Annotated in this window: 33 protein-coding genes; 4 read left to right on the top strand and 29 right to left on the bottom strand. The window is 62.2% G+C overall.

Features of this window, described 5'->3' with window-relative positions; genetic code table 11:
• Position 1: 1 nt before the first annotated feature.
• The 20 genes from I2E45_RS00085 to I2E45_RS00180 form a co-directional block, all read right to left on the bottom strand.
• A complete protein-coding gene (locus I2E45_RS00085; RefSeq protein WP_195443448.1) occupies positions 2-424 on the bottom strand; it encodes a hypothetical protein in 423 nt (140 codons plus the stop codon).
• A gap of 12 nt (positions 425-436) precedes the next feature.
• Positions 437-979, bottom strand: a complete 543-nt coding sequence (locus tag I2E45_RS00090) for a phage major tail protein, TP901-1 family (protein WP_195443451.1) — start codon at positions 977-979, stop codon at positions 437-439.
• A gap of 12 nt (positions 980-991) precedes the next feature.
• Entirely contained in the window at positions 992-1,405 is a 414-nt protein-coding gene (locus tag I2E45_RS00095) for a DUF5072 family protein (RefSeq protein ID WP_195443454.1), read from the bottom strand.
• 10 nt (positions 1,406-1,415) lie between these two features.
• Positions 1,416-1,781 carry an HK97 gp10 family phage protein gene (locus I2E45_RS00100; protein ID WP_195443457.1) on the bottom strand — a complete coding sequence of 122 codons (366 nt, stop codon included), beginning with the start codon at positions 1,779-1,781 and terminating at the stop codon, positions 1,416-1,418.
• Positions 1,769-2,083, bottom strand: a complete 315-nt coding sequence (locus tag I2E45_RS00105) for a hypothetical protein (protein WP_195443460.1) — start codon at positions 2,081-2,083, stop codon at positions 1,769-1,771. The genes I2E45_RS00100 and I2E45_RS00105 overlap by 13 nt, the downstream gene beginning before the upstream one ends.
• Entirely contained in the window at positions 2,080-2,424 is a 345-nt protein-coding gene (locus tag I2E45_RS00110) for a hypothetical protein (RefSeq protein ID WP_195443463.1), read from the bottom strand. The genes I2E45_RS00105 and I2E45_RS00110 overlap by 4 nt, the downstream gene beginning before the upstream one ends.
• 2 nt (positions 2,425-2,426) lie before the next feature.
• Positions 2,427-3,509 (bottom strand): major capsid protein, encoded by a 1,083-nt coding sequence (locus I2E45_RS00115; RefSeq protein ID WP_195443465.1) that lies wholly within the window; start codon positions 3,507-3,509, stop codon positions 2,427-2,429.
• An 18-nt stretch (positions 3,510-3,527) separates the two neighbouring features.
• A complete protein-coding gene (locus I2E45_RS00120; RefSeq protein ID WP_195443467.1) occupies positions 3,528-3,842 on the bottom strand; it encodes a hypothetical protein in 315 nt (104 codons plus the stop codon).
• Positions 3,829-4,515, bottom strand: coding sequence for a DUF4355 domain-containing protein (locus tag I2E45_RS00125; protein ID WP_195443469.1), 687 nt, complete (start codon positions 4,513-4,515; stop codon positions 3,829-3,831). Before I2E45_RS00125 ends, I2E45_RS00120 begins: the two co-directional genes overlap by 14 nt.
• A 159-nt stretch (positions 4,516-4,674) precedes the next feature.
• Positions 4,675-4,938 carry a hypothetical protein gene (locus I2E45_RS00130; protein WP_195443471.1) on the bottom strand — a complete coding sequence of 88 codons (264 nt, stop codon included), beginning with the start codon at positions 4,936-4,938 and terminating at the stop codon, positions 4,675-4,677.
• 78 nt (positions 4,939-5,016) lie between these two features.
• Positions 5,017-5,226 (bottom strand): hypothetical protein, encoded by a 210-nt coding sequence (locus I2E45_RS00135; protein WP_138378140.1) that lies wholly within the window; start codon positions 5,224-5,226, stop codon positions 5,017-5,019.
• A complete protein-coding gene (locus I2E45_RS00140; protein ID WP_195443473.1) occupies positions 5,223-6,749 on the bottom strand; it encodes a minor capsid protein in 1,527 nt (508 codons plus the stop codon). The genes I2E45_RS00135 and I2E45_RS00140 overlap by 4 nt, the downstream gene beginning before the upstream one ends.
• Positions 6,742-7,185: an SH3 domain-containing protein gene (locus I2E45_RS00145; protein WP_195443475.1), complete on the bottom strand. Its 444-nt coding sequence runs from the start codon at positions 7,183-7,185 to the stop codon at positions 6,742-6,744. Before I2E45_RS00145 ends, I2E45_RS00140 begins: the two co-directional genes overlap by 8 nt.
• Complete coding sequence (locus I2E45_RS00150) at positions 7,166-8,617, bottom strand: phage portal protein (RefSeq protein WP_195443478.1); 1,452 nt, start codon at positions 8,615-8,617, stop codon at positions 7,166-7,168. The genes I2E45_RS00145 and I2E45_RS00150 overlap by 20 nt, the downstream gene beginning before the upstream one ends.
• Positions 8,618-9,895: a hypothetical protein gene (locus I2E45_RS00155; RefSeq protein WP_195443480.1), complete on the bottom strand. Its 1,278-nt coding sequence runs from the start codon at positions 9,893-9,895 to the stop codon at positions 8,618-8,620. It lies immediately after the preceding gene.
• Positions 9,879-10,292 carry a hypothetical protein gene (locus tag I2E45_RS00160; protein WP_138378145.1) on the bottom strand — a complete coding sequence of 138 codons (414 nt, stop codon included), beginning with the start codon at positions 10,290-10,292 and terminating at the stop codon, positions 9,879-9,881. The genes I2E45_RS00155 and I2E45_RS00160 overlap by 17 nt, the downstream gene beginning before the upstream one ends.
• A 2-nt stretch (positions 10,293-10,294) precedes the next feature.
• Positions 10,295-10,534, bottom strand: a complete 240-nt coding sequence (locus tag I2E45_RS00165; protein WP_138378146.1) for a hypothetical protein — start codon at positions 10,532-10,534, stop codon at positions 10,295-10,297.
• Positions 10,535-10,792: 258 nt separating this feature from the next.
• Positions 10,793-11,371, bottom strand: coding sequence for a hypothetical protein (locus I2E45_RS00170; RefSeq protein ID WP_195443484.1), 579 nt, complete (start codon positions 11,369-11,371; stop codon positions 10,793-10,795).
• Positions 11,361-12,071 carry an adenine nucleotide alpha hydrolase family protein gene (locus I2E45_RS00175; RefSeq protein WP_195443488.1) on the bottom strand — a complete coding sequence of 237 codons (711 nt, stop codon included), beginning with the start codon at positions 12,069-12,071 and terminating at the stop codon, positions 11,361-11,363. Before I2E45_RS00175 ends, I2E45_RS00170 begins: the two co-directional genes overlap by 11 nt.
• Positions 12,040-12,294 (bottom strand): helix-turn-helix domain-containing protein, encoded by a 255-nt coding sequence (locus I2E45_RS00180; protein WP_195443491.1) that lies wholly within the window; start codon positions 12,292-12,294, stop codon positions 12,040-12,042. The genes I2E45_RS00175 and I2E45_RS00180 overlap by 32 nt, the downstream gene beginning before the upstream one ends.
• Positions 12,295-12,515: 221 nt before the next feature.
• On the opposite strand from I2E45_RS00180, the gene I2E45_RS00185 reads away from it, so the two are divergent.
• Genes I2E45_RS00185 through I2E45_RS00200 form a run of 4 tightly spaced genes read left to right on the top strand, consistent with a single transcriptional unit; the run spans position 12,516 to position 14,530 of the window.
• Positions 12,516-13,049: a hypothetical protein gene (locus I2E45_RS00185; RefSeq protein ID WP_195443493.1), complete on the top strand. Its 534-nt coding sequence runs from the start codon at positions 12,516-12,518 to the stop codon at positions 13,047-13,049.
• 57 nt (positions 13,050-13,106) lie between these two features.
• On the top strand, positions 13,107-13,442 hold the full coding sequence (locus tag I2E45_RS00190; RefSeq protein WP_178414306.1) for a DUF2958 domain-containing protein: 336 nt from the start codon (positions 13,107-13,109) through the stop codon (positions 13,440-13,442).
• A gap of 51 nt (positions 13,443-13,493) precedes the next feature.
• Positions 13,494-14,147: a DUF2786 domain-containing protein gene (locus tag I2E45_RS00195; protein WP_195443495.1), complete on the top strand. Its 654-nt coding sequence runs from the start codon at positions 13,494-13,496 to the stop codon at positions 14,145-14,147.
• Positions 14,148-14,206: 59 nt separating this feature from the next.
• Positions 14,207-14,530: a hypothetical protein gene (locus tag I2E45_RS00200; RefSeq protein WP_195443497.1), complete on the top strand. Its 324-nt coding sequence runs from the start codon at positions 14,207-14,209 to the stop codon at positions 14,528-14,530.
• A 311-nt stretch (positions 14,531-14,841) separates the two neighbouring features.
• Here the strand turns inward: I2E45_RS00200 and I2E45_RS00205 are convergent, their stop codons facing one another.
• From I2E45_RS00205 to I2E45_RS00245, 9 genes are all read right to left on the bottom strand, one after another.
• On the bottom strand, positions 14,842-15,255 hold the full coding sequence (locus tag I2E45_RS00205) for a hypothetical protein (RefSeq protein WP_195443499.1): 414 nt from the start codon (positions 15,253-15,255) through the stop codon (positions 14,842-14,844).
• A 229-nt stretch (positions 15,256-15,484) separates the two neighbouring features.
• Positions 15,485-15,775, bottom strand: coding sequence for a hypothetical protein (locus tag I2E45_RS00210; RefSeq protein WP_138378155.1), 291 nt, complete (start codon positions 15,773-15,775; stop codon positions 15,485-15,487).
• Positions 15,776-15,961: 186 nt separating this feature from the next.
• Positions 15,962-16,318, bottom strand: a complete 357-nt coding sequence (locus I2E45_RS00215) for a hypothetical protein (protein ID WP_195443501.1) — start codon at positions 16,316-16,318, stop codon at positions 15,962-15,964.
• A complete protein-coding gene (locus I2E45_RS00220) occupies positions 16,315-16,548 on the bottom strand; it encodes a hypothetical protein (protein WP_195443503.1) in 234 nt (77 codons plus the stop codon). Before I2E45_RS00220 ends, I2E45_RS00215 begins: the two co-directional genes overlap by 4 nt.
• Positions 16,545-16,823 (bottom strand): DNA cytosine methyltransferase, encoded by a 279-nt coding sequence (locus I2E45_RS10465; RefSeq protein WP_271741934.1) that lies wholly within the window; start codon positions 16,821-16,823, stop codon positions 16,545-16,547. Before I2E45_RS10465 ends, I2E45_RS00220 begins: the two co-directional genes overlap by 4 nt.
• A 56-nt stretch (positions 16,824-16,879) precedes the next feature.
• Positions 16,880-17,695 carry a DNA cytosine methyltransferase gene (locus I2E45_RS10325; protein WP_229058741.1) on the bottom strand — a complete coding sequence of 272 codons (816 nt, stop codon included), beginning with the start codon at positions 17,693-17,695 and terminating at the stop codon, positions 16,880-16,882.
• 5 nt (positions 17,696-17,700) lie between these two features.
• Positions 17,701-17,961: a hypothetical protein gene (locus tag I2E45_RS00235; protein WP_195443504.1), complete on the bottom strand. Its 261-nt coding sequence runs from the start codon at positions 17,959-17,961 to the stop codon at positions 17,701-17,703.
• On the bottom strand, positions 17,951-18,319 hold the full coding sequence (locus I2E45_RS00240) for a DUF4406 domain-containing protein (RefSeq protein WP_229058742.1): 369 nt from the start codon (positions 18,317-18,319) through the stop codon (positions 17,951-17,953). Before I2E45_RS00240 ends, I2E45_RS00235 begins: the two co-directional genes overlap by 11 nt.
• Positions 18,316-18,540 (bottom strand): hypothetical protein, encoded by a 225-nt coding sequence (locus I2E45_RS00245; RefSeq protein ID WP_195443506.1) that lies wholly within the window; start codon positions 18,538-18,540, stop codon positions 18,316-18,318. Before I2E45_RS00245 ends, I2E45_RS00240 begins: the two co-directional genes overlap by 4 nt.
• Between the last annotated feature and the right edge of the window lie 2 nt (positions 18,541-18,542).

An 18,542-nucleotide genomic window follows, 5' to 3' on the forward strand; every position in this document is an offset into this window, starting at 1 on the left:
GCTAGTTCCCTGCGCCCTTGAATAAAAAAGCGCAGTCGCGCTGAAGCGCCATCATCACGGCCTGGAACACGACGGGGTAGCCGTTCGTGTCGATGAGCTTGTTCACGATTTCCTCGGCCTTCTGCGGCAGGAAGTAGCCGCCGCCCTGTACCTTCAGGCCGTAGCCCGCGATGGCCGCAAGCTCCTTGAAGGTGAACATGCCGTCGTTCTTGTAGAACGAGGCGATGATCGGCGTGTGGCGCTCCTCGTAGAGGTCGATGCGCTTGCGCGAGAATCGGATCTCGCAGACGTGGCCGCGCACGGTGAAGGTCTGCGGCTCCATGCTCTCGGGGTCTTGCTCAAGCTCGTTCACGATGTCTTCGGCTTCCGTGGCGTCTGCGGCGGAATCCTCAAGGAATGCGTCGAGTTCGGTGTCTTCTGCCATTGGTCAGGCTCCTTAGCTGTTGGAAACGGTGATGGTGGCTGCGGTGATCTGCTCCTCGGATGCGGTCTCGTAGAGCCACGGCTTGCCCGTGCCCTGGAACTCCATGGAGTAGGTGGCGTTGTCGTCGTTCGGCGCCTCGAAGCTGTCGGAGGACACGAGCGCGAGGCCCATGCGCAGCGGAACGTACTTGGTGTTCGCGCTCGTGCGGATGCGCTTGCAGACCTTCAGGCACAGGTACTCGCCCTCGGCAAGCGCCTTGGCGACGGTCTTCGTGGCGGAGTCGTCGGGCGAGTACAGGCCGTCGATGGATGCGTCCCAGCTCTTGGAGCTGGCGAACTTGAGCGTCCAGCCGCCGATGGCGTCGTCCTTGGTCGCGGCCTCTGTGTTGTCCTGGCTCATGTTGAATTTGAGTCCCTGCTGGCCGCTCACGGCGAGCAGCTCGGTGCCGGTCTTGTCGGTAACGAGGGCAACGATGTCGTTGCCGCTGAGGGCCTTGGCGGTTGCTGCGTCGAAGTCGCAGCCGATGAGGTTGGTGTCCTGCTGAGCAGTAGACATCTCGGTTCCTTTCTAGTTCTTGACGCGGAGGCCGTAGCAAACGCGGAAGGTGAACTCCGCGATGGCGTGGCCCTCGTCGGTCTCGTCTTTCTTTACGGTCTGCACGCCGTTGCAGGTCGTGCGGTAGAGGCTGAACGGCGCTGGAAGCTCGAAGCCGTCAGCAAGCGCCTGTTCGAGCCGCTGCACCATGCCGAGCACCTTGGCGTTGCTGTATGGGCGCACTGGCTCGCTGATGCAGTGCACCCAAACGGTGATGGCGTCGATGTACATGGTTTTGGTGTTCTCAGGCTGCGTCGATTGCAGCTCGACGCTGTAAAGCGGCGAATCACGATTCTCTGGGCTGTCGTAGCAGCTGGTGCCGGTACCCGCCTCGATGGCCTCTATGAGGCAACCGAGGAACACCGCGAGGCTTAATCGTTGGATCATCGCGCCCTCCCTAGAGCTTCCGTAGCTGGTCGATTAGGTCTTGTCTGAATATCGGCTCTTGCGCCTTGACGTTGCGTTGCAGGAATCGCTGCCCCTCCACGTATCCGCCGTTCACCGTGCGGTGGCCGTACTCGACGTGAGGCGCGTAGTCCTTCGCGTATCCGACGGTGTCGCCGGACTGCCCCAACGACATGCGCAGCTCGCCGTGTGGCCCACCAGGCCTGGTCTTCTCGGTAGATACGGGCGTTCCGCCGTCCGCTTTGCCACGGTTGTAGATTTGGGCCATGTTCTTCATGATCACGGCCTCGAACCTTACGTGCGAAAGGCGGTTGAGCTTTTCGGCAAGACCGTTCACGTCGCGTATCACGAGGCCCATGGCTTGCACCTCTTGACGCTCACGACGGTTGCGTCGCCGTCGGCCATGACGTTCTCGACCTCGTAGGAAGCCCCTTTGACCTCGACGCCGCAGATGCCAGCGAAGTCGCTTGCCGGGCGCTTGGTGAGCAGGGCGCGGGAAACGCTGTCGAAGGCGTTTCCCGCCTCGGCGCTGCGAACCTTGTGGCTCGGGCCGAAGCGAACGAAGAAGTCGAACGCCTCGACGGTCGAGCAAATGGGGTTGTGCAGCTCGTCGATGCCCGTCTGCTCGCGTCTATAGGCCTTTGCCCTACACCACTTCATCGGCGCGCTCCCATGAACTTGATGCCTTTGGGGCGACACGCCTCGCGCAGGGCCTCGATGTCGTCGGAATAGGCGGACAGCACGTCGTCGATGAACGAGTTCGACATGCTGCCGCCGTCGGACGCCGATTCGGAGGTGCTGCCCTCGTAGCCGCGCAGGCGCAGGGCCTTCACCGCCGCATCGACGGCGATTGACTCGGCCAGGCGCGGAAGTCTCTCGACCTTGAGGCGGATGAGCAGACGGTCGGTGACCGTCTGGATCATCTCCTCGATTGCCGAGTCGTCCGGCACGGCCTCGTCGGGCAGGTATCGCGCCTTAACGCGGTCTACGAGCGCGGCCATGGCTAGCCCTCCACGTGGTTGGACTCGTCTTCGAGCGCCTGGGTGGAGGTGGTGTCGATGGTCGCGATGATGTGTCCGTAGACGTTGGGCAGCACGGGGATGAACACGCCGGAGGCCTTCGTCCACGTGGCAACGGGGTCGGGGGTGTCCCAACGGGTGCAGGTGACGAACTGCATCTGGCGCTTCTCGTCGAAGGCGCCGCCCTGCTCAAGCTCTTCGGGGGTGACGCCCCAAAGGCCCGTGCCAACGGAGCCGTCGTAGCCGACGGAGCACATGACGAACTTGCCCTCGGGGAAGAAGCGGCCCTGCGAAACGCTGCCGCCCTCCGCGCCGATGATGCCGTAGCGCTCCTCGTCGATGGACATGGTGAGGCCGTTGAACTGCTGCGCGAGCAGGTTGTTGACCTGCGCCAGGCTGGGCAGGATGCCCGCGCCGTTCACGCCGAAGATGGCCTTCTGCACGGCGGCGTTGCGCTGGATGAGGGAGAACACCTTCTTGGAGGTGACGGCCACGGTCGGGGTCTGGCCCTTGCCCTGCGCGATGGTCACCCAATTGTCGATGTCGCCCAGGATGTCGGTGTCGGCCACGGCCCACTTGGCGGTGACCTTCTGGTCCTCGGGCACGCCGAAGTCGATTTCCATGGAGACGTTGTTCTCGGCGATGACCATCTTGCCCGTGGTCAGAGCCTCGATCTTGGCCTTCTCGGCGCGCGTGACGACGGACTCTGCGGTGCGGGCCACGTCGTCGAAGACGTAGCGGCGCACGGAGTCCATCTGCATGTCGAGGCCGCGCGTGATGCGGCGCAGGCGCTCGGAGAGGTTGATCTTCTCCTTGATGAGCAGGGACTCGGTGGTCACGCGCTCGAACGGCACGCGGGAGCCGATGTGGGCCTCGGTGTCGAAGCCGTGGATCATTGCCACGGTGGGCAGGTTGCCGTTTTCGGAAAGGCGCGTGTACTCGGCCTCGATGTACTGCGTCTTGCGGTCGGGGAACAGGCGGGAGCCTGTGTAGCTGCGCTGGACGTTGAAGCCCTGCGAGAAGTCGAGCATGTCGCGCTCGGTGATGAGTTCAGAGATGAGACGCATGTTGCGCTGCTCCTTTCGTTAAACCAGGTAGAGGCCTGCTGCGGCGAGGTCTGCCTTCTTCGCCTTGGCCTCGGCGGATACCTTGTCGGCCTTGAGTCGGCCCTGGAAGATGACCGCAGCCGGGCACTTGTCGGTGTCGGTCATGTCGTAGTCCTCAAGGAACACGCCGGACTCGGACGTGCCCGTGAAGAGTGCGCCCGCCTTGATGAGCTTGCGGCCATCGACCTCCTTGGCCATGGCCTGCGTGGCGGTGCGGGTCTTCGCGACGATGCCCACCTCGGAATCGAGGATGCTTTGGGACTCGCCGTAGGTGAACGCCTTATTGAGCGCCATCTTTCTTTCCTCCGTTCATTCGGTTGCTGTAATCGGATGCGAACTTCGACGCGAACGACTGGCTGGGCTCGGTGCCCGCGCCGTCTTTCGGGGGCTGGCGCTTCAGCGCCTCCTGCACGGCGGCGTTTACCGCCTTGGGGAACAGCTCCTTGATCTTGGAGATGGCGGCGTTGGTGTCGTCGGCCTTCTCCGTAACGAACATGGACAGCAGCTCGTCGCCGAGGTCGATGCCTGCGGCCTTCAGCTCGGAGCGCGCGACGCCCATCTGCTCGGCGAGGTTGATGCGACGCTCAAGCTCGGCCTTCTCGCCCTGGGCCTTCTTCAGCTCGTACTGCGCGCGCTGCAGGTCGTTCATGCCCGCCAGCTTCTCGGCCTCGGAGCGCTTGTCGTCGGCCTGCTGCGCAAGCTCCTCGCGGATGCGCTTTTCGAGCTTCTTGCCCTCGCGCGCGAGCTTCTGCTGCACGATGGCGTTCACCTCGTCGTCGGTGTACGTCTTGCCCGAGGGCTTGGGGTCGGTGCCGTTGCCCTCGTTGCCGCTAGGCTCGGGGTCTGGGTCGGTGCCCTCATTGCCTTCTGTACCATCGCTTGCGGGGTCGGCACTTCCGCCCTGCGGCGGCGTGAGGTTTCCGTCCGCTACGCCAGCGAACTTCTGTCGGTTTCCGTCTTTCGCCATGTTTCGCACCCTCCATAAGGTTTCTCGTGGCTCATGCCTGCACGTTTCGCCGTAGCTTTTAGCGGGTTCCACGCCTGCCCGATGCCGTGGCTTTTAACGACTTCAACGCTCGGTCGGTCTTTGACCAAGCCAGTGTCCCGCGTGCGTGAGATTCGCCCGCTACGAGGGGTCTAGGATGTCTTCAAGGCGTTCTAGCGTCGGCAGATCGGCAAGGCGCATGACCTCCGCGCCTTCGTCGGTTATCACCACCATGGGGATGCGCGTTATGCGCTCGGAGTTGTTCAGCCGCTCCATGAGGCCGTCCCATGCCCAGTGCTCGCGCACCTGGTCTGGGTATTCGGCTGCAAGCGGCTCTATGACCGCCTTCCTGTAGGCTTCGCACGCGGGGCAGCCCCGGCGTGTGATGTACTCGGCCCTGATCACGTCTCCTCCAATCGGCAAAAGAAAAGCCCCCATGTCGGGGGCTTCGTTCTACCGTGGAGGTGAGAAGGGTGTTCGGTTTTAGCGGTGGAGTTCCTTGTTGCGCTTGCGGATGATAGCCTCGGCCTGCTCTTGGCTTATCTCGTCAAGCCAAAGCTCGCCTACCAGCACGGCCCACAGGTCGTTGTCGTCGCGCCATCTCCCGAGCGTGAAGTTGTAGGTCTCTGCGGTTCCTGCCTCAAGGTCGATGCGAGACACGCGCTTCACGGAATCGTCGGTGTAGTAAATCATTTGCGCACCTCCTCGATGTTGGGCGGGGTTGAAAGCCCGTCGGACAGCTCTATCATGCGGCGCACAAGCTCGGCACGCCGTTTCGGGTCGGTCTCGGGAAGCCGCTGCTCCTCGTAGAGCTTGTGAAGCTCGTTCTCCTTCAGGGCAAGCGACTCGGGCGTGTGGAACTGAAGCTCGAACTTGAAGCCGTCGGGCGTCTCGAACTGGCAGTTGACGCCACGATAGGTCACGCCCGTGCTCTGCAGCGTGTTCTTGACCTTGACCAGAGTATAGCCAGCCTTCTCAAGCTCGGCGCGGATGCGGGCGAACTCGTCGGCGAAGCTGGCCGTTTGAAGCTGGAAGGTGTACCGCAGCACGTCGTGGATGGAGTCGGCCGCTTCCTGCTCGCTCATGGTCTTGTCGTGCGAGTCGGTGCGAATCTTGCGCGCGAGCGGCTGCTGGCCCTTGAGCCTGAAATCAAGCCCCGCGAGCGTCGAGCCTACGCGCTGAAGCGATTGCAGGAACGACGTGGTTTCAGGCTCGCGCACCATGGCGTCGGAGCGCAAGCGCGTGGCTTGGGTGCCCGAATCGCCGCCGCGCTTCTGCACGTACTCGTCTATCCACTTGTCCCAGTCGGCCACCTCAAGGGTGTAGGAGCAGCGGCACCACGGGTGCATGGGCGGGAAGTTCGTTCCCGGCATGCGCTCGGACAACTTGGCCGGATGCTGCTTCTGGTAGGCCTCAAGCTCGCGGCACACCTCGCAGGCCTTGCCGTCGTGTATGCAGCTTATGGCGTAGCTTTCGAACTCGGACTCGTGAACGCGGGCCTGAGCCTCGTTGAAGAGGTACGTGCCCTCGGTGTACACGAGGCGCATGGCCGTTCGGGTGCCGCTGTGGTTCAGCCTCGCCCGAAGCTCGCGCGAGATCTCGTCATAGGAGACGCCGCGCGCTATGAGCTTCGAGAAGTCGTCGTTGAGATAGCTCGCCAGCTTCTCGCGGTTTGCCCAGATGCGCGCCGAGAAGTCTTCACCGGCGGCCCATGCCGCCCCCACGGTGGCCTTGACCACCTCGGAGTCGTAGCGGTAGAAGTCCTTGCCGAAGCCCAGCTCCTCGGCGGCCATGTTGGCCGCGCGGCGCGCCTGCTCGGAGAAGTGGCGCTGAAGCTCTGCCTGCTCGATGGCCCCTATCTCGTACTGCTGGATGCGTATCTGAAGCTGGATGGCCTCAAGCTCGTTCAGCCGGTAGATGGACTCGCGGACGGGCATGAGGTCGGCGTACTGCGGGTACTTCTTGGCAAAGTCGTCCATGCGCTCCATGAGCAGGGTGCGGTCTTCCGCGCTGATGGATTGCAGCAGGCGGCGGTACTCGATCACCTTGTCCTCGCCGTACTGGGCGTAGTAGGCGGCTATGAGGCGGTCGAGCTTGGCCGCCTCGCTGGCGTACACCTTCTCAAGGCGCTTGCGCAAGGCGGCCTCGTCCTTCTCAAGCTGCGCAAGGAACTCGTCTCGGCGCTCGCGCCAGTACTCGTCGCTAGGCTTACTCATCGCTGCCCATAAGAAGCTCGATGATCTGCGCCTTGGTGGCGTTCTTCGGAAGGGCCACGCCGCTTCCCTTGGCAAGCTCGCGCAGCTCGTTGATCTTCATGGCCATCAGGCCGGCGTTGTCGTCCGCCTCGGGCTGCTCTTCGGCAGGCTCGGGTTCGGCCTCTTGCGCAGGCGCTTCCTGCTGCTGTTCCGCCTCGGGCTGCGGCGCACCGCTCGGCTGCTCCTTGATCGCGTACGTTGTCGTATCCACCAGGGAGCCGACCGTCACGAGGTCTTCGCGGATGTAGCCGCCCATGGTCAGCTCAAGCCAGCCGGGTGCGGCATCCTCGACGTGCGCGGCGCAACCGCTGTCCATCGTTCCGATAATTGGCGCCTCTGCGCTCGGCTGCTCGCGGATGGCAAGGCGCTTGCCTCGGCTATAGATCGCTACCTTCATCGTTGGTTCCTTCCTCTTCGGTGTCATCGGCCTGGGCCGTCCTATTGGTGGGCATGCCGCCGCTTATGGCGTCGGCCTTCTCTTCCTGCTCGTCGCGCTTGCGCTGCATCTCGGCCTTGGGGTCGCTCACGCACGACAGCACGGAAAGCTGGGTCTCCTCGGACACGATGCCAGAGAGCTGCCCGGCCACGCTTGCCTCGGATTGCAGGTCGTCGGGCATGTTGCGGTGCATGGTCACTTCCACGGCCTGCCAGTCGTCGCCCGCGAAATCGGCGTTGGGGTAGGCGGCCAGAAGGCGCATGCGCTCCTGCACGCCGCGCCTGAACTTCAGCTCCTTGTTTCGCGCTAGGTTGCTCATGGGCATCATGCGCATCTTGAGCGCTATGCCGGAGGCCGTGGCGAAGTTGTCGTCGGTGATGTCGGGCACCATGGCGGTCTTGTAGATGAGCGTTTCCAGGCGGTTGATGAGGTTTTCCTGCACGCCGTCGGCGTTCGGCTTCACGAGGAACATCACATCGAGGCCCTCGGTCGATTCGCCGAACAGGTTGATGATCTTGTTCTCGCGGATATTCTCTATCTCGGACTCGTCAAGCTCCTTGCCCTTGACCACCATGTAGCAATCGCTGAAGTACTCGACGTCGTTGGCCTTCTCGGAAAGCACGGCGTTGTACTGCTCGATGAGGGAAAGCACGCCCTCGTACAGGCCGCGCCCCTCGGTGTTCTGGCGGAAATCGACTGCCGGCACGCTCCCGAACGCATGCGCGCTAGGCTCCCCGAAGGCGAAGCCCTCGTTGGTGCGGGCGAAATCGACCACCTGCGCGGCATCCGACCAACTGCCCTTGATGGCCCCGTCGTCGCCGTAGAACCAGCGCACGAAGAACAGCGGGCGCTTCAGCACGGAGTCGTCGTACACCATGAAGGCGGTCAGCGGCGCGACCGCGATGGAACGCGGCATGCCGTCCTCGTCTTGGTAAAGCATCTCGTAGGCGTGGCCGAACTTTGAGGCCATCTTCGAAAGCTCTGCGTCCACGTCCTCCTGAAGGTTTCTCGCCGTGAACTCGGCGATGAACGCCTCCACGGCGCTTTTCCGCGAATCGGGCATCCCCTCGGCGTTTCGCACGGAAAGCGTCATGGGCACGCCGATGAAGTAGCCCTCGAAGGTCTGCGTGATGGTGTATGCGAAGTCCGCCGCCATGCGGTTGTCGGGCTTGTAGTCGGGCTTCCTGCGCCAGGCGCGGTCGAAGATGGCGTAATGGCCCCTGTAGGCCGCGTCCAGGTACTCGTAGCGCGGCTTGTGGGCCTGCTCGAACTCGTCGATGAGCCTCTGAAGCAGCTCGGGCGTCATCTCGGTGCCGGCGGGCACGCGGAAGTCCTCGGTCTCGGGCTCGCGCTGCATCTGGTCGTAGTAGAAGGAATGGAACTCGTGCGCCACTTATATGCCTCCCTTGAAGAACTTCACGCCCGGCTTGCTCTGCCACTGCCTTATCGCGCTTGCTAGCGAATCCGGCATGTCGTCGTGCGCTGCGTTCTCGCTGTAGTCGAGCACCTGGTTCAATGCGTCCGCGTCGAGCGGGTACTGGTCGCAGTCGAGGAACCTCACGTTGGCCCACTGGCTGCGCAGGTGCGTGCTTATCTTGATGTACTTGTTCTCCGCCTCCTGGTAGGAGCAGCACGGGTGCCCCCTGCGGATGATGGACTTGCGCAGATAGCCCTTGTCGGCGTTCGACTCGCAGAAGACAGTGCCGATGCGCAGGGCCTTGCACTCCTTCAGGATCTCGTCGAGGCAGTCGTCCACGTGCCTATGCCACATGCGGATGTGCGCGTACCAGATGCCGCTCCTCTCCCTGACGCAGGTGAAGGCCGTGTAGTCGGCGCCGCCGTAGCTCGCGTCTATGTGGCCTATGCCGTCCGCCAAAAGCTGCGGCTCTTTGAAGAACTGTGCGTTGGTGAACATGGCGTCCTCGTCGGCGATGTGCTTCAGCTCGTAGTTGGCAGCGAACAGGGACGGAGACATGCTGGCCCTCACGCGCTCTATGTCTTCGCGGCTCATGAGGCCCGTCTCGAAGCAGCTCCACCGGCGGATGTTGGGCATCAGCTGGAAGGCGTCGTCCTTGTGCCATGGCGTGCCCGTGTTGAAGATGCGCCCGCCACGGTTGCGGATGTTCTGCAGCTCCATGTACAGCAGCTTGATGCGCTCGCGCTCGGCTGCAGACACCCTGTCCTTGACGTTCACGATGTCGTCGGTGAACACCTTGTCGGCGTGCTTGCCCGTGAGCGAGCCGCCGCATCCAAGCCCCAACAGCTGGGGAGCGCCCGACACACCCTGCTTGAGGTTCGTCGACACCGACGACTGCGTGGCCTTGGTTATCACGAGGTCGGTGCCGTAGAGCATGCGCCCGAGAGCCTGGAACCACTCGGATTGAAGCACGTTGGCCGTGGCCGTCATGACCTCCGCCACGTCGTCGTCGGTCTTGCGCAGGAATATGACGCGCTCGCCGGGGAACAGCACGAGGATGAAGGCGAACGAGATGTGCAGGCACGTGGTCTTGAAGGAGCCTCGGTGCGCCTGGATCGTCTCGTCCTCGGTGCCGAACACCATGTCCTTGATCCACTTGTTGTGCAGGTCGGTGAGCTTGTCGTATCCGAGCTTCACGGCGATGTCGGCGGGGCAGTCGTACACCAGGTCGATGAGGTCAGCCCTTGTCGGCATGGCGCTTCGCCTCTATCAGCTTGCCGATCTCCTCGGCCGCGTGCGACACGTCCGCTGCCACCTCGACCTTCTCGACGGGCTTCTCGCCTGCGGTGTCGCGAAGGAACTGAAGCGCGGCTATGTCGCCCTTCATGGCCTTCCTGGCGACCTTGAGCACGCTTATCTCGGAAACCGTGAGCTTGCGGTCGGGGTAGTCCTCGAAGGACATCCCCTCCAGCTCGTCCAGCTCGGCGTCGGTGCCCTCGAACGGCATGTGCAGCACGGTCTTGGCGATCTCCTGCAGCTGCTTCTTCTCGCGGCGCTTCTTGGCGGCGGCCTTGCCGGCCTTCGAGGCGGCGGCCCGGCGCTGCTCGGGCGTCTGGTCACGCTTCGGCTTGATGAGGTTCTGGTCGTTCATGGCTAGTCCTCGAACGTGAGGCCCATGAAGCGCAGGCGCTTGTCAAGCTCGGCGAGCGCGCCGAAGTCGTTGGAGCCGTACACGAGGGCGTGGACGATGGCGGTGTCCATGACGTACTGCCACTGGCGCTCGTCCCAGCGGTCGCTGCAACGGTCGTCGCGCCACGCGTTGAACCATGTGACGGTCTCGGCGGGCCAGTCTGTGTCGGTGGGAAGTGTGGGCTTCTCTCGCTTGGCTGCCATGCGTTCACTCCTCTCTGTTTTGCTTTGACGATGGAAAGGGCCAGCGCCTTATGATCGCGCTGGCCCTGGGTTCACCCTTAGTAGGAGGAGCGGCCGGAAGAGCTGCCGCGACCGCGATTGAACGCGGAGCGCACTCGGTTGGCGATGTTTCCCGCTGCGCGGCGAATACGACCGAACATGCCTGCCTCCTCTCGTTTTCGGGAACAAAAAAGGCGTCCCGAAGGACGCCTTGATTTTCCTATGCGCGTGAGATTGGCCTTAGGCCTCAAGGGCCTCAAGGATCTTCGACCCGTCCATGTACAGGTCGCCGTACTTCGCCAGGGCATACTCCCTGATGAAGCTTTCGAGGTCGTCGGAGTCGCGGAACACGCACACGACGTAGTAGGCGCTGCTCCAAACGTTGTCGTAGTAGGGCTTAACCTCAAGCGACTCGAACGCCTTGAGTATGGCATCGGCCTCGGCGAAGCTGTCGCCTTCGAGGCTGTCGGTGGTCTCGACCGAATCGAGCGGGTTCGGCATCGGCGTGCCCTTCTGCTCCTTCGGCTTGAACTGCCGCTTGTTCTGAAGGCCTATGCGCTCCTCGAACACGGGGCGGATTACGTCGCCGAACGTCCAGCCCTCGGCATCGGCCTTGACCAGATCGGCGAAGCGCCCGCGCTCCTCGGCGTCATGGAAGCAGAAGCAGATCCAGAAGCCGGAATCGACGGCCATCTGAAAGCGCTTCTCCTCGCGCTTCTCGCGGTCTCGGTAGCTTTTCTGGTGGTCGGTCAGCTGCGCTTCCTCGGCCGCCTTAGCCTCTTTACGCGCCTTCTGCGGCTTCTCAAACTTAAAGCCCATAGTGCTCCCACCTCTTCTCGTCTGCCTCGATGAACGGGTACCACTTCTTGACCACGGCGAAATCGTCGGGGCGCTTCTCGCGCAGGGGCTTCATGAAGCGCATGTCCAGGCCGTCGAAGCTGCGCCCGAACAGCTCGTAGTCCGGAGGCAGGCCGATGCCCCTGCGGGCGATCGCATCCATGACCTCTGCCTTCGTCCAGTCCGCAACCACCGAGGCCTTGTGCGTGGTCTGCTTCATGAGGCCGTGCTTGGTGAGGCTGGCTCGACGGTACGGGTTGTCGCAGGCGCGCACGCCGTCGCAGAACCACGTGTCATCGGGCAGGCCGAGGTCTTCGAGGATGTAGGGGCGCATGTCGTCGTAGCTGTAGACCGGCATGTTCGCGGCCTCGATCACGTCGCAGTGCGCCGGGCTTTGGAACACGCAGTTGTTGAGCGTCCTCGACCATCTGGGGTGCGGGTACTGGTGTATCTTCACGCCGAACACCTTCTCGATGGTTCGCACGTTCTGCTCGACCATCGGAAGGCCCGGGATAGACCAGTAGTAGATCGGCACGACCTCTATACCCTCGTCCTCAAGCGCCACCCAGGCGGCCAGCGAGTCCTTGCCCAGCGAGCAGGAAAGCACCACGGGGCGTCCTTCCGCCTTGAGCCGCTTGCGAATCTCGGCGCTAGTCGGCTGGCCCTTGATTATCGTCGGCATCTTCGCTCCTCTCCGTTATCTCGATGGGTTCGCCCATTCCGTTCAACGTCAGCTTAAAGCCCATGTGAGAAGCCATGAGCGCGAGGTTTCCCGCGCCTAGGTCGGAACCTTGTTTGATCGTATTCTGAACGTAGTTCCTGCTCTTGCCCATGGCCTTTGAAAGCGCGTACATGCTCATGCCGGAACGGTCGAGCATTTCTTTAAGCGCCTCAGTCGGTGTCATGCAACCTCCCTTCATGCCTTGATCTGATCCCCTGATGATACAGCAATAGCAATAGGGATACAACAATAGCAATTGTGCAGGTATTGTGTAGAACAATATCTATTGTGCATTGTGCCTATAGCACACTAATTATTGTGCAACAATTCAGTTGTCAGCAATGAGGGCCACAAAGCCCACAGAGCTAGCAAGCAGCTTTAGAACCGAATAAGGAGGCTACAGAGATGGCAGAGCAGCAGAGTTTAGATCTGGTGGTAAGTGGTCAGCTGGTGAGCAACCACACGATCCTAGCCATAGTCGAGGGCATGCGAGCACGAGGCTACTTCAGGAAAGGCCCCCAGGGCCGAAAGGATGGCCTAGAGCTTGCAACAGCCTTGAAGCTTGTAAACGAGTACATGGCATACCCCGAGCTTGGCAGGTACACAGTAGAGGCCACGAAGCACAGGCCAATTAACGAGATCCCCCGAGCCGATTACGAGCAAGTGGAGATCATGAGGGCTTGCGATAACTACCTTGCACAGGTAACCGAGGCATTCAAGGCCAACAGCGACGAAGAAGCCATTATTTACATGGTGAAAGACCTTCGAAAGCAGGTCATAGCCGATGGCATCGAGTCCGGGGCCTTGAAGGTTCGAAAGTACTTCGGCAAGCATGGCTTTTACTACATGGACGATCAGGGCAAGTGGCAGAACGCCAAGGCCATTGATTGGAACATCGGCGAAACGAACCCCATCAGACCAGCAGAGCAAGCAGCCTAAAGCAAGCAGGAGGCCCCGAGAAGGGGCCTCCCACAACAACACACAGGAGATCATACCATGCAGAAGCTACTCACGAAAGAGCTTCAGAAGAAGCTCCCGCCGCTCTACTCGCAAGACGGCAAGAAGGCCGAGACCGTGGTTTACGGCCACTGGTTCAGCTGCTTCAACGGCTGGGACTTCTACGCCACCGAGTACGACGAGGAGACCGGCGACATGTTCGGGTTCGTCTTCGGGGCAGTCCCCGAGATGGGCTACTTCAACCTGGCAGAGCTTGAGGAGATCAACCGCAAATACGGCCTGAACTACTTCGAGCGCGAGACCAATTTCACACCCAAGAAGGTTACCGAGGTTCCCAGGATAGCCGAGGCGTTCGGCTACCTCTGGGAAAAGTAACAGATCACTACCGGGAGGGGCCTAGCCCCTCCCATTAAGGAGGGTTCGACCATGGAACGAGAAAAGATCATCGAGAAGATCAAGAAGCTTCGCGAGCACAGCGTGGAGAACGGCTGCAACGAGGCCGAGGCCATCAAGTTCGCCCTCAAGGCCCAGAAGCTCATCGCGGACAACGACGTGGAGGAATGGGAGCTTGCCGACGAGGTGAAGCGGGTGACCGAGACCACCACCGGGTGGACGGCAAAGGCGTGGGCGCCGAGCCTGGCGCAGACCATCGCCGACAACTTCAGGTGCAAGGTGTACCAGCGCAGGGTGACGGCCCGCAAGTACGAGTTCGTGTTCGTCGGCTACAAGGCCGACAGCGAGGCGGCGGAGATCGTCTACGCGAACCTGCTCGAAACCTGCCACAGGCTGGCAAACGAGTATCAGGACTTCGCGTACACCGACCCCGACGCCTACTCGAACTTCGTTATCGGCTTCATCGCCGGGGTGCGCGCCGAGCTTGAGAAGCAGTGCTTCGAGCTGATGATCGTTTGCCCCAAGGAGGTTGAGGACTACTTCGAGGGCCTGGGGCTTGGGCGATCCCATAGGCGAGGCCTCAAGGCATCCAACAACGACAGCATAAGCCGAGGCATGCAGCAGGGGCGCGACGCGGTGCGCAGCCGGCGCGTGGAGGCCCCGAGGGGCAACCTCCTCCCGGCATAGCAGAACGACATAGGGGCAGGGCTTCAGGCCTTGCCCCGATCTTTAGGAAGGGGCACACCATGCAGGTAAAAGCAGGCGACATTTTCGAATGCGAGGGCAGTTTCTACCAGGCCATCAAGGCCACAGCGAAAACAGCCACGATCAGGCCCATAGAAAGCACCTTCGAGGGTTTGGCCGACGCCTACGGGTGGGAGCGCAAGTACATGCCCTTGCCGAACCGCTTCACCTATGACCCGATCATGGGCCGCGAGGCGAGCGACAACGGGAAGTGCCTCAAGGTCAGGGACTACAGCAGGGCGAAGAACAGCCCCGAACTCGTATTATGCGGGTACCGGCTCACCCTATGGGACGGCACCCCGAGCATCTGCGACACATACAACTAGAAAGGCAAACCATGAAAGACCGAGAGCCGAAGCAGTGGCACGAGCTTTTGCAGATCATCAGCGAGGCCAAACGAGACCTAGAGAAGGCCATAGCAGCCGAGAAGGCCACAGGGCAGAGCAGATAGCAGCAGGCAGCAGAAAGCCCCCTAGATTCGATTCTAGGGGGCTTCTTCATGCCTTCAGGGGCTACACAAGCCCCCATATACTGGCAACCCAGCGAGCCAGCAGGGAGCAAACCCCGATCATTGCGAGCGACACAGCCACGAGGCTACCGGCATACACCACGGCGGCTATGACCTTCTGCGCGCGGTTCACTTCAAGCCCCCGATCTTGGCCTTGAGCTTGCCCAGCACCCCATAGGGGCGAGGAATTGGCACGAACACGAAGCGCTTACAGCCCTCGCGCCCGCAGGCACCAGGATAGGGCTTCGAGCCGGTGATGCGCCCGCGCTTGCGGTTCCTGTCCTCGCAGTCCATGAGGTGCAGGCGCATGTCGTCGCAGCCGCAGGCCTTCACAAGGTTTGCGACAGCCTGCACGACGCCGGCGCACTCCTCCATGAGGGACTGGCCGCACCAGTCCTTGGCCTCGGCGTCGCGGCACTCGTACCACGCCTGCCAGGCGTTGTACGCCTCGGAAGCCTCCTCAAGCACCTTCAGGGCTTGGGCCTTGTCGGGCGCAACGCCGTCGAACGTGGCGACGCTGCCCATAATCACGCAATCTTGCATATCAAACTCCAATCATCCAGCGCGCGAGCGATGAAGCCGCCCACACGGCAAAAGCATCGATAATCAGGGCCACGGCGAGGAACGCCAGGCAGCCCCAGTTCACGTTTCGCAACGCGCCCCCCCTAACCGCAGGCGAGCAGGGACAGCAGCACCAGCCCCGCCGCCAGCATCCGTATCGCCCAGGCCTCAATGGCCAGGACTCCCAGCAGCAAAGCCATGGCGGCGGTCGCTAGCCATCCCATCGGTCGCACACGTCCTCCTGCTCATCCTTGTAGTGCTCAACGATCCAATCACGCGCCCAGAGCGCAGCCTTCCACGGCGTGGTCTTCACCTCGTGGTCGGCCTCGTCGAACGCATCCTCGAACTCAAGCCCGCATATCCCGAAATCGCAGCAGCCTTCCAGGCAGTGCGAGCAGTTCCCGCAGGTCTTCGGCTCTTCCTGGTTCCACGGCGCGCGCGGGTCGGACTCGAAGCATCCCGGCGGCAGGTTCCAGCCGCTAGGCGGCTCGAAGTCAACCATTTCATCACGCCCTCTCGAACCGGTTCTGGTCAAGCCACCAGCTCGGGCAGGGCTTCAGGCCTTGCCAAAAGCGGTAGTACGTCCAATCCTTCTGGCGGTCGGCATGGCTGCAGCCGTAGAACTTCCCGTAAAGGCATGTCGAGCAGTTTTCCGGCACCTCCTGCGTCGCGATCACCCTCGCCATCGTCAGTCACCGTCCCAAACGCCGTCTGGGCGCATGCGGGCCATCGCCGCCAGCTGAAGCAGCGGGCGCTTGGCGTTGCCCTCGGTGGCCTCCCAGTAGTCGTCCGAAACCTCGTCGGACAGCTTGGCCGCTGCCGCTTCGAGCACAGGGATGGACTCCGCGCCCGTCATGCCGTAGATGGTGCGGATGCCCTTCTCGCCGAGCACGCGGTAGTAGTGCTTGCCGTAGTTGTAGGTGACGTTCAGCCAAAGCTTGGTAGTGCCGCCCATGGCGTAGGTGCCGCCACGCATGTCGTGAGGCACGTCGGTTTGCAGCGCCTCGTGCGTCACGGGGTCGCACAGGCGTATGTCGTAGCTCATCGCGCCTCCTCCCAGTAGTCGCAGTGGTTGTTGTCGCCCGTGACGAAGTGCTTGCCGCCGTGGTTGCAGTAGCAGCGCGTGCCGGCAGTGCTGCCGGCCTCGTTGCCGTCCACGTCGAAATGAACGATCGGCACAACGTCGTGCTCGTGGTGGGCGCAGTTCTCGCAGCGGTGCGCAGGCGGCTTCCACTCGTCGTGTATGTCGGGGTTGAATACGTATTGGTCGGTCATTTCGGTTCTTCCTTGTCCGCCATCGCAATCCTCTCGCCGATCCAGCGCATGACCGGAACGGCCATCGAGTTGCCTATGGCCTTGTAGCGTGGGCCGTCAGGGCACTCCTCAGCTGGCTTGCCTCTGTACGGTATCCTCGTGTGGTTGTCTGGGAAGCCTTGGAGTCGTTCGCACTCCAAAGGCGTGAGTCTTCTGACGATCATGGTTTCTCCCTCGTCTGCGAAAAGCGTTTGCGTGTTGGCGGTGGAGAGGGTGAGCGACACATCGTCGCTCACAAGCGCGCCTTTGCCGCCGCCAGCGCATCCGCAGCGAACTACCAAGGTGCAGGCGCTCATACGCACACCGTCGGCGCATCGCCGCCGACTTTGAGGGTTCCAACCATGTTCTCGTCGATGGCCGTGTTTGCGTTGAGGTCGGCCATCGCTATCGGCTCGGTCAGAACGGCCGGGTTGTGCCAGTCGGCGGTGCAGGTCGGCGATACCTCTTCCTCGTAGCCTATTCCGCCGGCCCCGCTTCCCTGGTGGTACTTGAAGCCTGCGCTTCGAGCGCTGCTTCTAGCCTCGGCGGCAAGCCGCGCCCTCTCTTCCGTGCCCGTCGAAGAACGCCCGCGCAGGCTCTCTGGCTCAACAAGTACGCCGATGGGGGGGCAGGCTCCAAGGCGTCCGACAAGAAAGAGACGGCGCCGTCTTTGGGCCACTCCGAAGAACTGCGCATCAAGTACGCGCCACGCTAGGCCGTACCCGAGTTTGTCCATTTCGGACAGGAGCTGTCGGAAAGCCTCCCCGCCTTCGCTTGAGAGCGCTCCCGGGACGTTTTCCCAAAGAAACCATCGAGGGCGTATCTCGCGTACTGCGCGAATGTACTCAAACATGAGACCGGATTCACCTTGCAACCCCTCTCGTTTACCAGCGATCGAGAACGATTGGCACGGGATGCCGCCTACGACCAGATCGCACTTGCCGCGATACTTCTTCCACTTGACCTTCGTGACGTCGCCGACGTTCGGCACGTTCGGGTAGCGCTCCGCGAGCACAGCGCTCGGAAACTCGTCGAACTCGGCGAAGCACAGCGGCTCCCAGCCGAGCGGTTCCCACGCGACGGTCGCGGCCTCTATCCCGCTGAATAGCGAGACGTACTTCAATCCCATGACGCTCACCACTCGGCGTAGTAGGCGGGGTGCTGCATGGTGCCGCCGACGTTCTCGCTTCGCCGCACGATCGAGAAGCCCCTGCGCTCAAACACGGAAATGGCAGCATGCTCGTCGGCGTTGCAGTCCGTGTAGCAAAGGAGCACGCCGCGCTTGCCGTCCTTCGCCGCACGCTCGATAAGCCCCTCGAACTCCGCAACGTACTTGTTTCCCGAGCGGGATGCCATGCGCCTCGCATCGTCTGCTGTCAACTCGCTATTGCTCATGGATGACCTCCAGCCCGTAGGCCTCGGCGACTTCGTGCTCGATCTTGCAGCCGCGTGCATCCTCCCAGCCCTTGCAGAAGTAGGCGGCGTGGCACAGGCTCATGTTCTCAAGCGACTTCGCGAGGAAGCAGAGCGGCACCTGAACCACGCCGCGCTCTTTCATGGCCTCGTCGCTGTACCACTCGTCGGTGAACAGCGTGTTCACGACCTCGTAGCCCATCTGGCGCAGCTTCGCCACGGCGAGGTCGCGCGCGGCGGCGATCTCCTCGTCGGTCTTGCCGGCCATCGGCTGGGAGATCATGGCCTTCTTCACGGTCGCGGTCTCCTCGATCGTCTGATTCTTCTCGGTGTCGTTCATCGGTATCCTCTCTTTCCGTAGCGCCCGTCGCGCTTCATGTTCTGGATGTGTTTTTGCATTTCCCGCGCCGCCTGGTCTCCCTCGGGCGGCAGCTCGCGCCCGCTCGCGCATTTGACGCAGTGGACGAACCACTTTCGGCCCCGGCGCTCAAAATGCCCGAAGCCCGGAGGCGTCCACCTGCCGCACTCGCGGCAGTAGCCGCCGTAGGCGTTCCTTGCCATCT

Source organism: Collinsella aerofaciens (genome assembly GCF_015555045.1).
GTDB lineage: Bacteria > Actinomycetota > Coriobacteriia > Coriobacteriales > Coriobacteriaceae > Collinsella > Collinsella aerofaciens_W.

What these genes read in the sequence shown, in the direction of transcription:
- I2E45_RS00085 (WP_195443448.1), bottom strand. Translation starts at nt 424, where the DNA reads ATGGCAGAAGACACCGAACTCGACGCATTCCTTGAGGATTCCGCCGCA.
- I2E45_RS00090 (WP_195443451.1), bottom strand. Translation starts at nt 979, where the DNA reads ATGTCTACTGCTCAGCAGGACACCAACCTCATCGGCTGCGACTTCGAC.
- I2E45_RS00095 (WP_195443454.1), bottom strand. Translation starts at nt 1,405, where the DNA reads ATGATCCAACGATTAAGCCTCGCGGTGTTCCTCGGTTGCCTCATAGAG.
- I2E45_RS00100 (WP_195443457.1), bottom strand. Translation starts at nt 1,781, where the DNA reads ATGGGCCTCGTGATACGCGACGTGAACGGTCTTGCCGAAAAGCTCAAC.
- I2E45_RS00105 (WP_195443460.1), bottom strand. Translation starts at nt 2,083, where the DNA reads ATGAAGTGGTGTAGGGCAAAGGCCTATAGACGCGAGCAGACGGGCATC.
- I2E45_RS00110 (WP_195443463.1), bottom strand. Translation starts at nt 2,424, where the DNA reads ATGGCCGCGCTCGTAGACCGCGTTAAGGCGCGATACCTGCCCGACGAG.
- I2E45_RS00115 (WP_195443465.1), bottom strand. Translation starts at nt 3,509, where the DNA reads ATGCGTCTCATCTCTGAACTCATCACCGAGCGCGACATGCTCGACTTC.
- I2E45_RS00120 (WP_195443467.1), bottom strand. Translation starts at nt 3,842, where the DNA reads ATGGCGCTCAATAAGGCGTTCACCTACGGCGAGTCCCAAAGCATCCTC.
- I2E45_RS00125 (WP_195443469.1), bottom strand. Translation starts at nt 4,515, where the DNA reads ATGGCGAAAGACGGAAACCGACAGAAGTTCGCTGGCGTAGCGGACGGA.
- I2E45_RS00135 (WP_138378140.1), bottom strand. Translation starts at nt 5,226, where the DNA reads ATGATTTACTACACCGACGATTCCGTGAAGCGCGTGTCTCGCATCGAC.
- I2E45_RS00140 (WP_195443473.1), bottom strand. Translation starts at nt 6,749, where the DNA reads ATGAGTAAGCCTAGCGACGAGTACTGGCGCGAGCGCCGAGACGAGTTC.
- I2E45_RS00145 (WP_195443475.1), bottom strand. Translation starts at nt 7,185, where the DNA reads ATGAAGGTAGCGATCTATAGCCGAGGCAAGCGCCTTGCCATCCGCGAG.
- I2E45_RS00155 (WP_195443480.1), bottom strand. Translation starts at nt 9,895, where the DNA reads ATGCCGACAAGGGCTGACCTCATCGACCTGGTGTACGACTGCCCCGCC.
- I2E45_RS00160 (WP_138378145.1), bottom strand. Translation starts at nt 10,292, where the DNA reads ATGAACGACCAGAACCTCATCAAGCCGAAGCGTGACCAGACGCCCGAG.
- I2E45_RS00165 (WP_138378146.1), bottom strand. Translation starts at nt 10,534, where the DNA reads ATGGCAGCCAAGCGAGAGAAGCCCACACTTCCCACCGACACAGACTGG.
- I2E45_RS00170 (WP_195443484.1), bottom strand. Translation starts at nt 11,371, where the DNA reads ATGGGCTTTAAGTTTGAGAAGCCGCAGAAGGCGCGTAAAGAGGCTAAG.
- I2E45_RS00175 (WP_195443488.1), bottom strand. Translation starts at nt 12,071, where the DNA reads ATGCCGACGATAATCAAGGGCCAGCCGACTAGCGCCGAGATTCGCAAG.
- I2E45_RS00180 (WP_195443491.1), bottom strand. Translation starts at nt 12,294, where the DNA reads ATGACACCGACTGAGGCGCTTAAAGAAATGCTCGACCGTTCCGGCATG.
- I2E45_RS00185 (WP_195443493.1), top strand. Translation starts at nt 12,516, where the DNA reads ATGGCAGAGCAGCAGAGTTTAGATCTGGTGGTAAGTGGTCAGCTGGTG.
- I2E45_RS00190 (WP_178414306.1), top strand. Translation starts at nt 13,107, where the DNA reads ATGCAGAAGCTACTCACGAAAGAGCTTCAGAAGAAGCTCCCGCCGCTC.
- I2E45_RS00195 (WP_195443495.1), top strand. Translation starts at nt 13,494, where the DNA reads ATGGAACGAGAAAAGATCATCGAGAAGATCAAGAAGCTTCGCGAGCAC.
- I2E45_RS00200 (WP_195443497.1), top strand. Translation starts at nt 14,207, where the DNA reads ATGCAGGTAAAAGCAGGCGACATTTTCGAATGCGAGGGCAGTTTCTAC.
- I2E45_RS00205 (WP_195443499.1), bottom strand. Translation starts at nt 15,255, where the DNA reads ATGCAAGATTGCGTGATTATGGGCAGCGTCGCCACGTTCGACGGCGTT.
- I2E45_RS00210 (WP_138378155.1), bottom strand. Translation starts at nt 15,775, where the DNA reads ATGGTTGACTTCGAGCCGCCTAGCGGCTGGAACCTGCCGCCGGGATGC.
- I2E45_RS00215 (WP_195443501.1), bottom strand. Translation starts at nt 16,318, where the DNA reads ATGAGCTACGACATACGCCTGTGCGACCCCGTGACGCACGAGGCGCTG.
- I2E45_RS00220 (WP_195443503.1), bottom strand. Translation starts at nt 16,548, where the DNA reads ATGACCGACCAATACGTATTCAACCCCGACATACACGACGAGTGGAAG.
- I2E45_RS10325 (WP_229058741.1), bottom strand. Translation starts at nt 17,695, where the DNA reads ATGGGATTGAAGTACGTCTCGCTATTCAGCGGGATAGAGGCCGCGACC.
- I2E45_RS00235 (WP_195443504.1), bottom strand. Translation starts at nt 17,961, where the DNA reads ATGAGCAATAGCGAGTTGACAGCAGACGATGCGAGGCGCATGGCATCC.
- I2E45_RS00240 (WP_229058742.1), bottom strand. Translation starts at nt 18,319, where the DNA reads ATGAACGACACCGAGAAGAATCAGACGATCGAGGAGACCGCGACCGTG.
- I2E45_RS00245 (WP_195443506.1), bottom strand. Translation starts at nt 18,540, where the DNA reads ATGGCAAGGAACGCCTACGGCGGCTACTGCCGCGAGTGCGGCAGGTGG.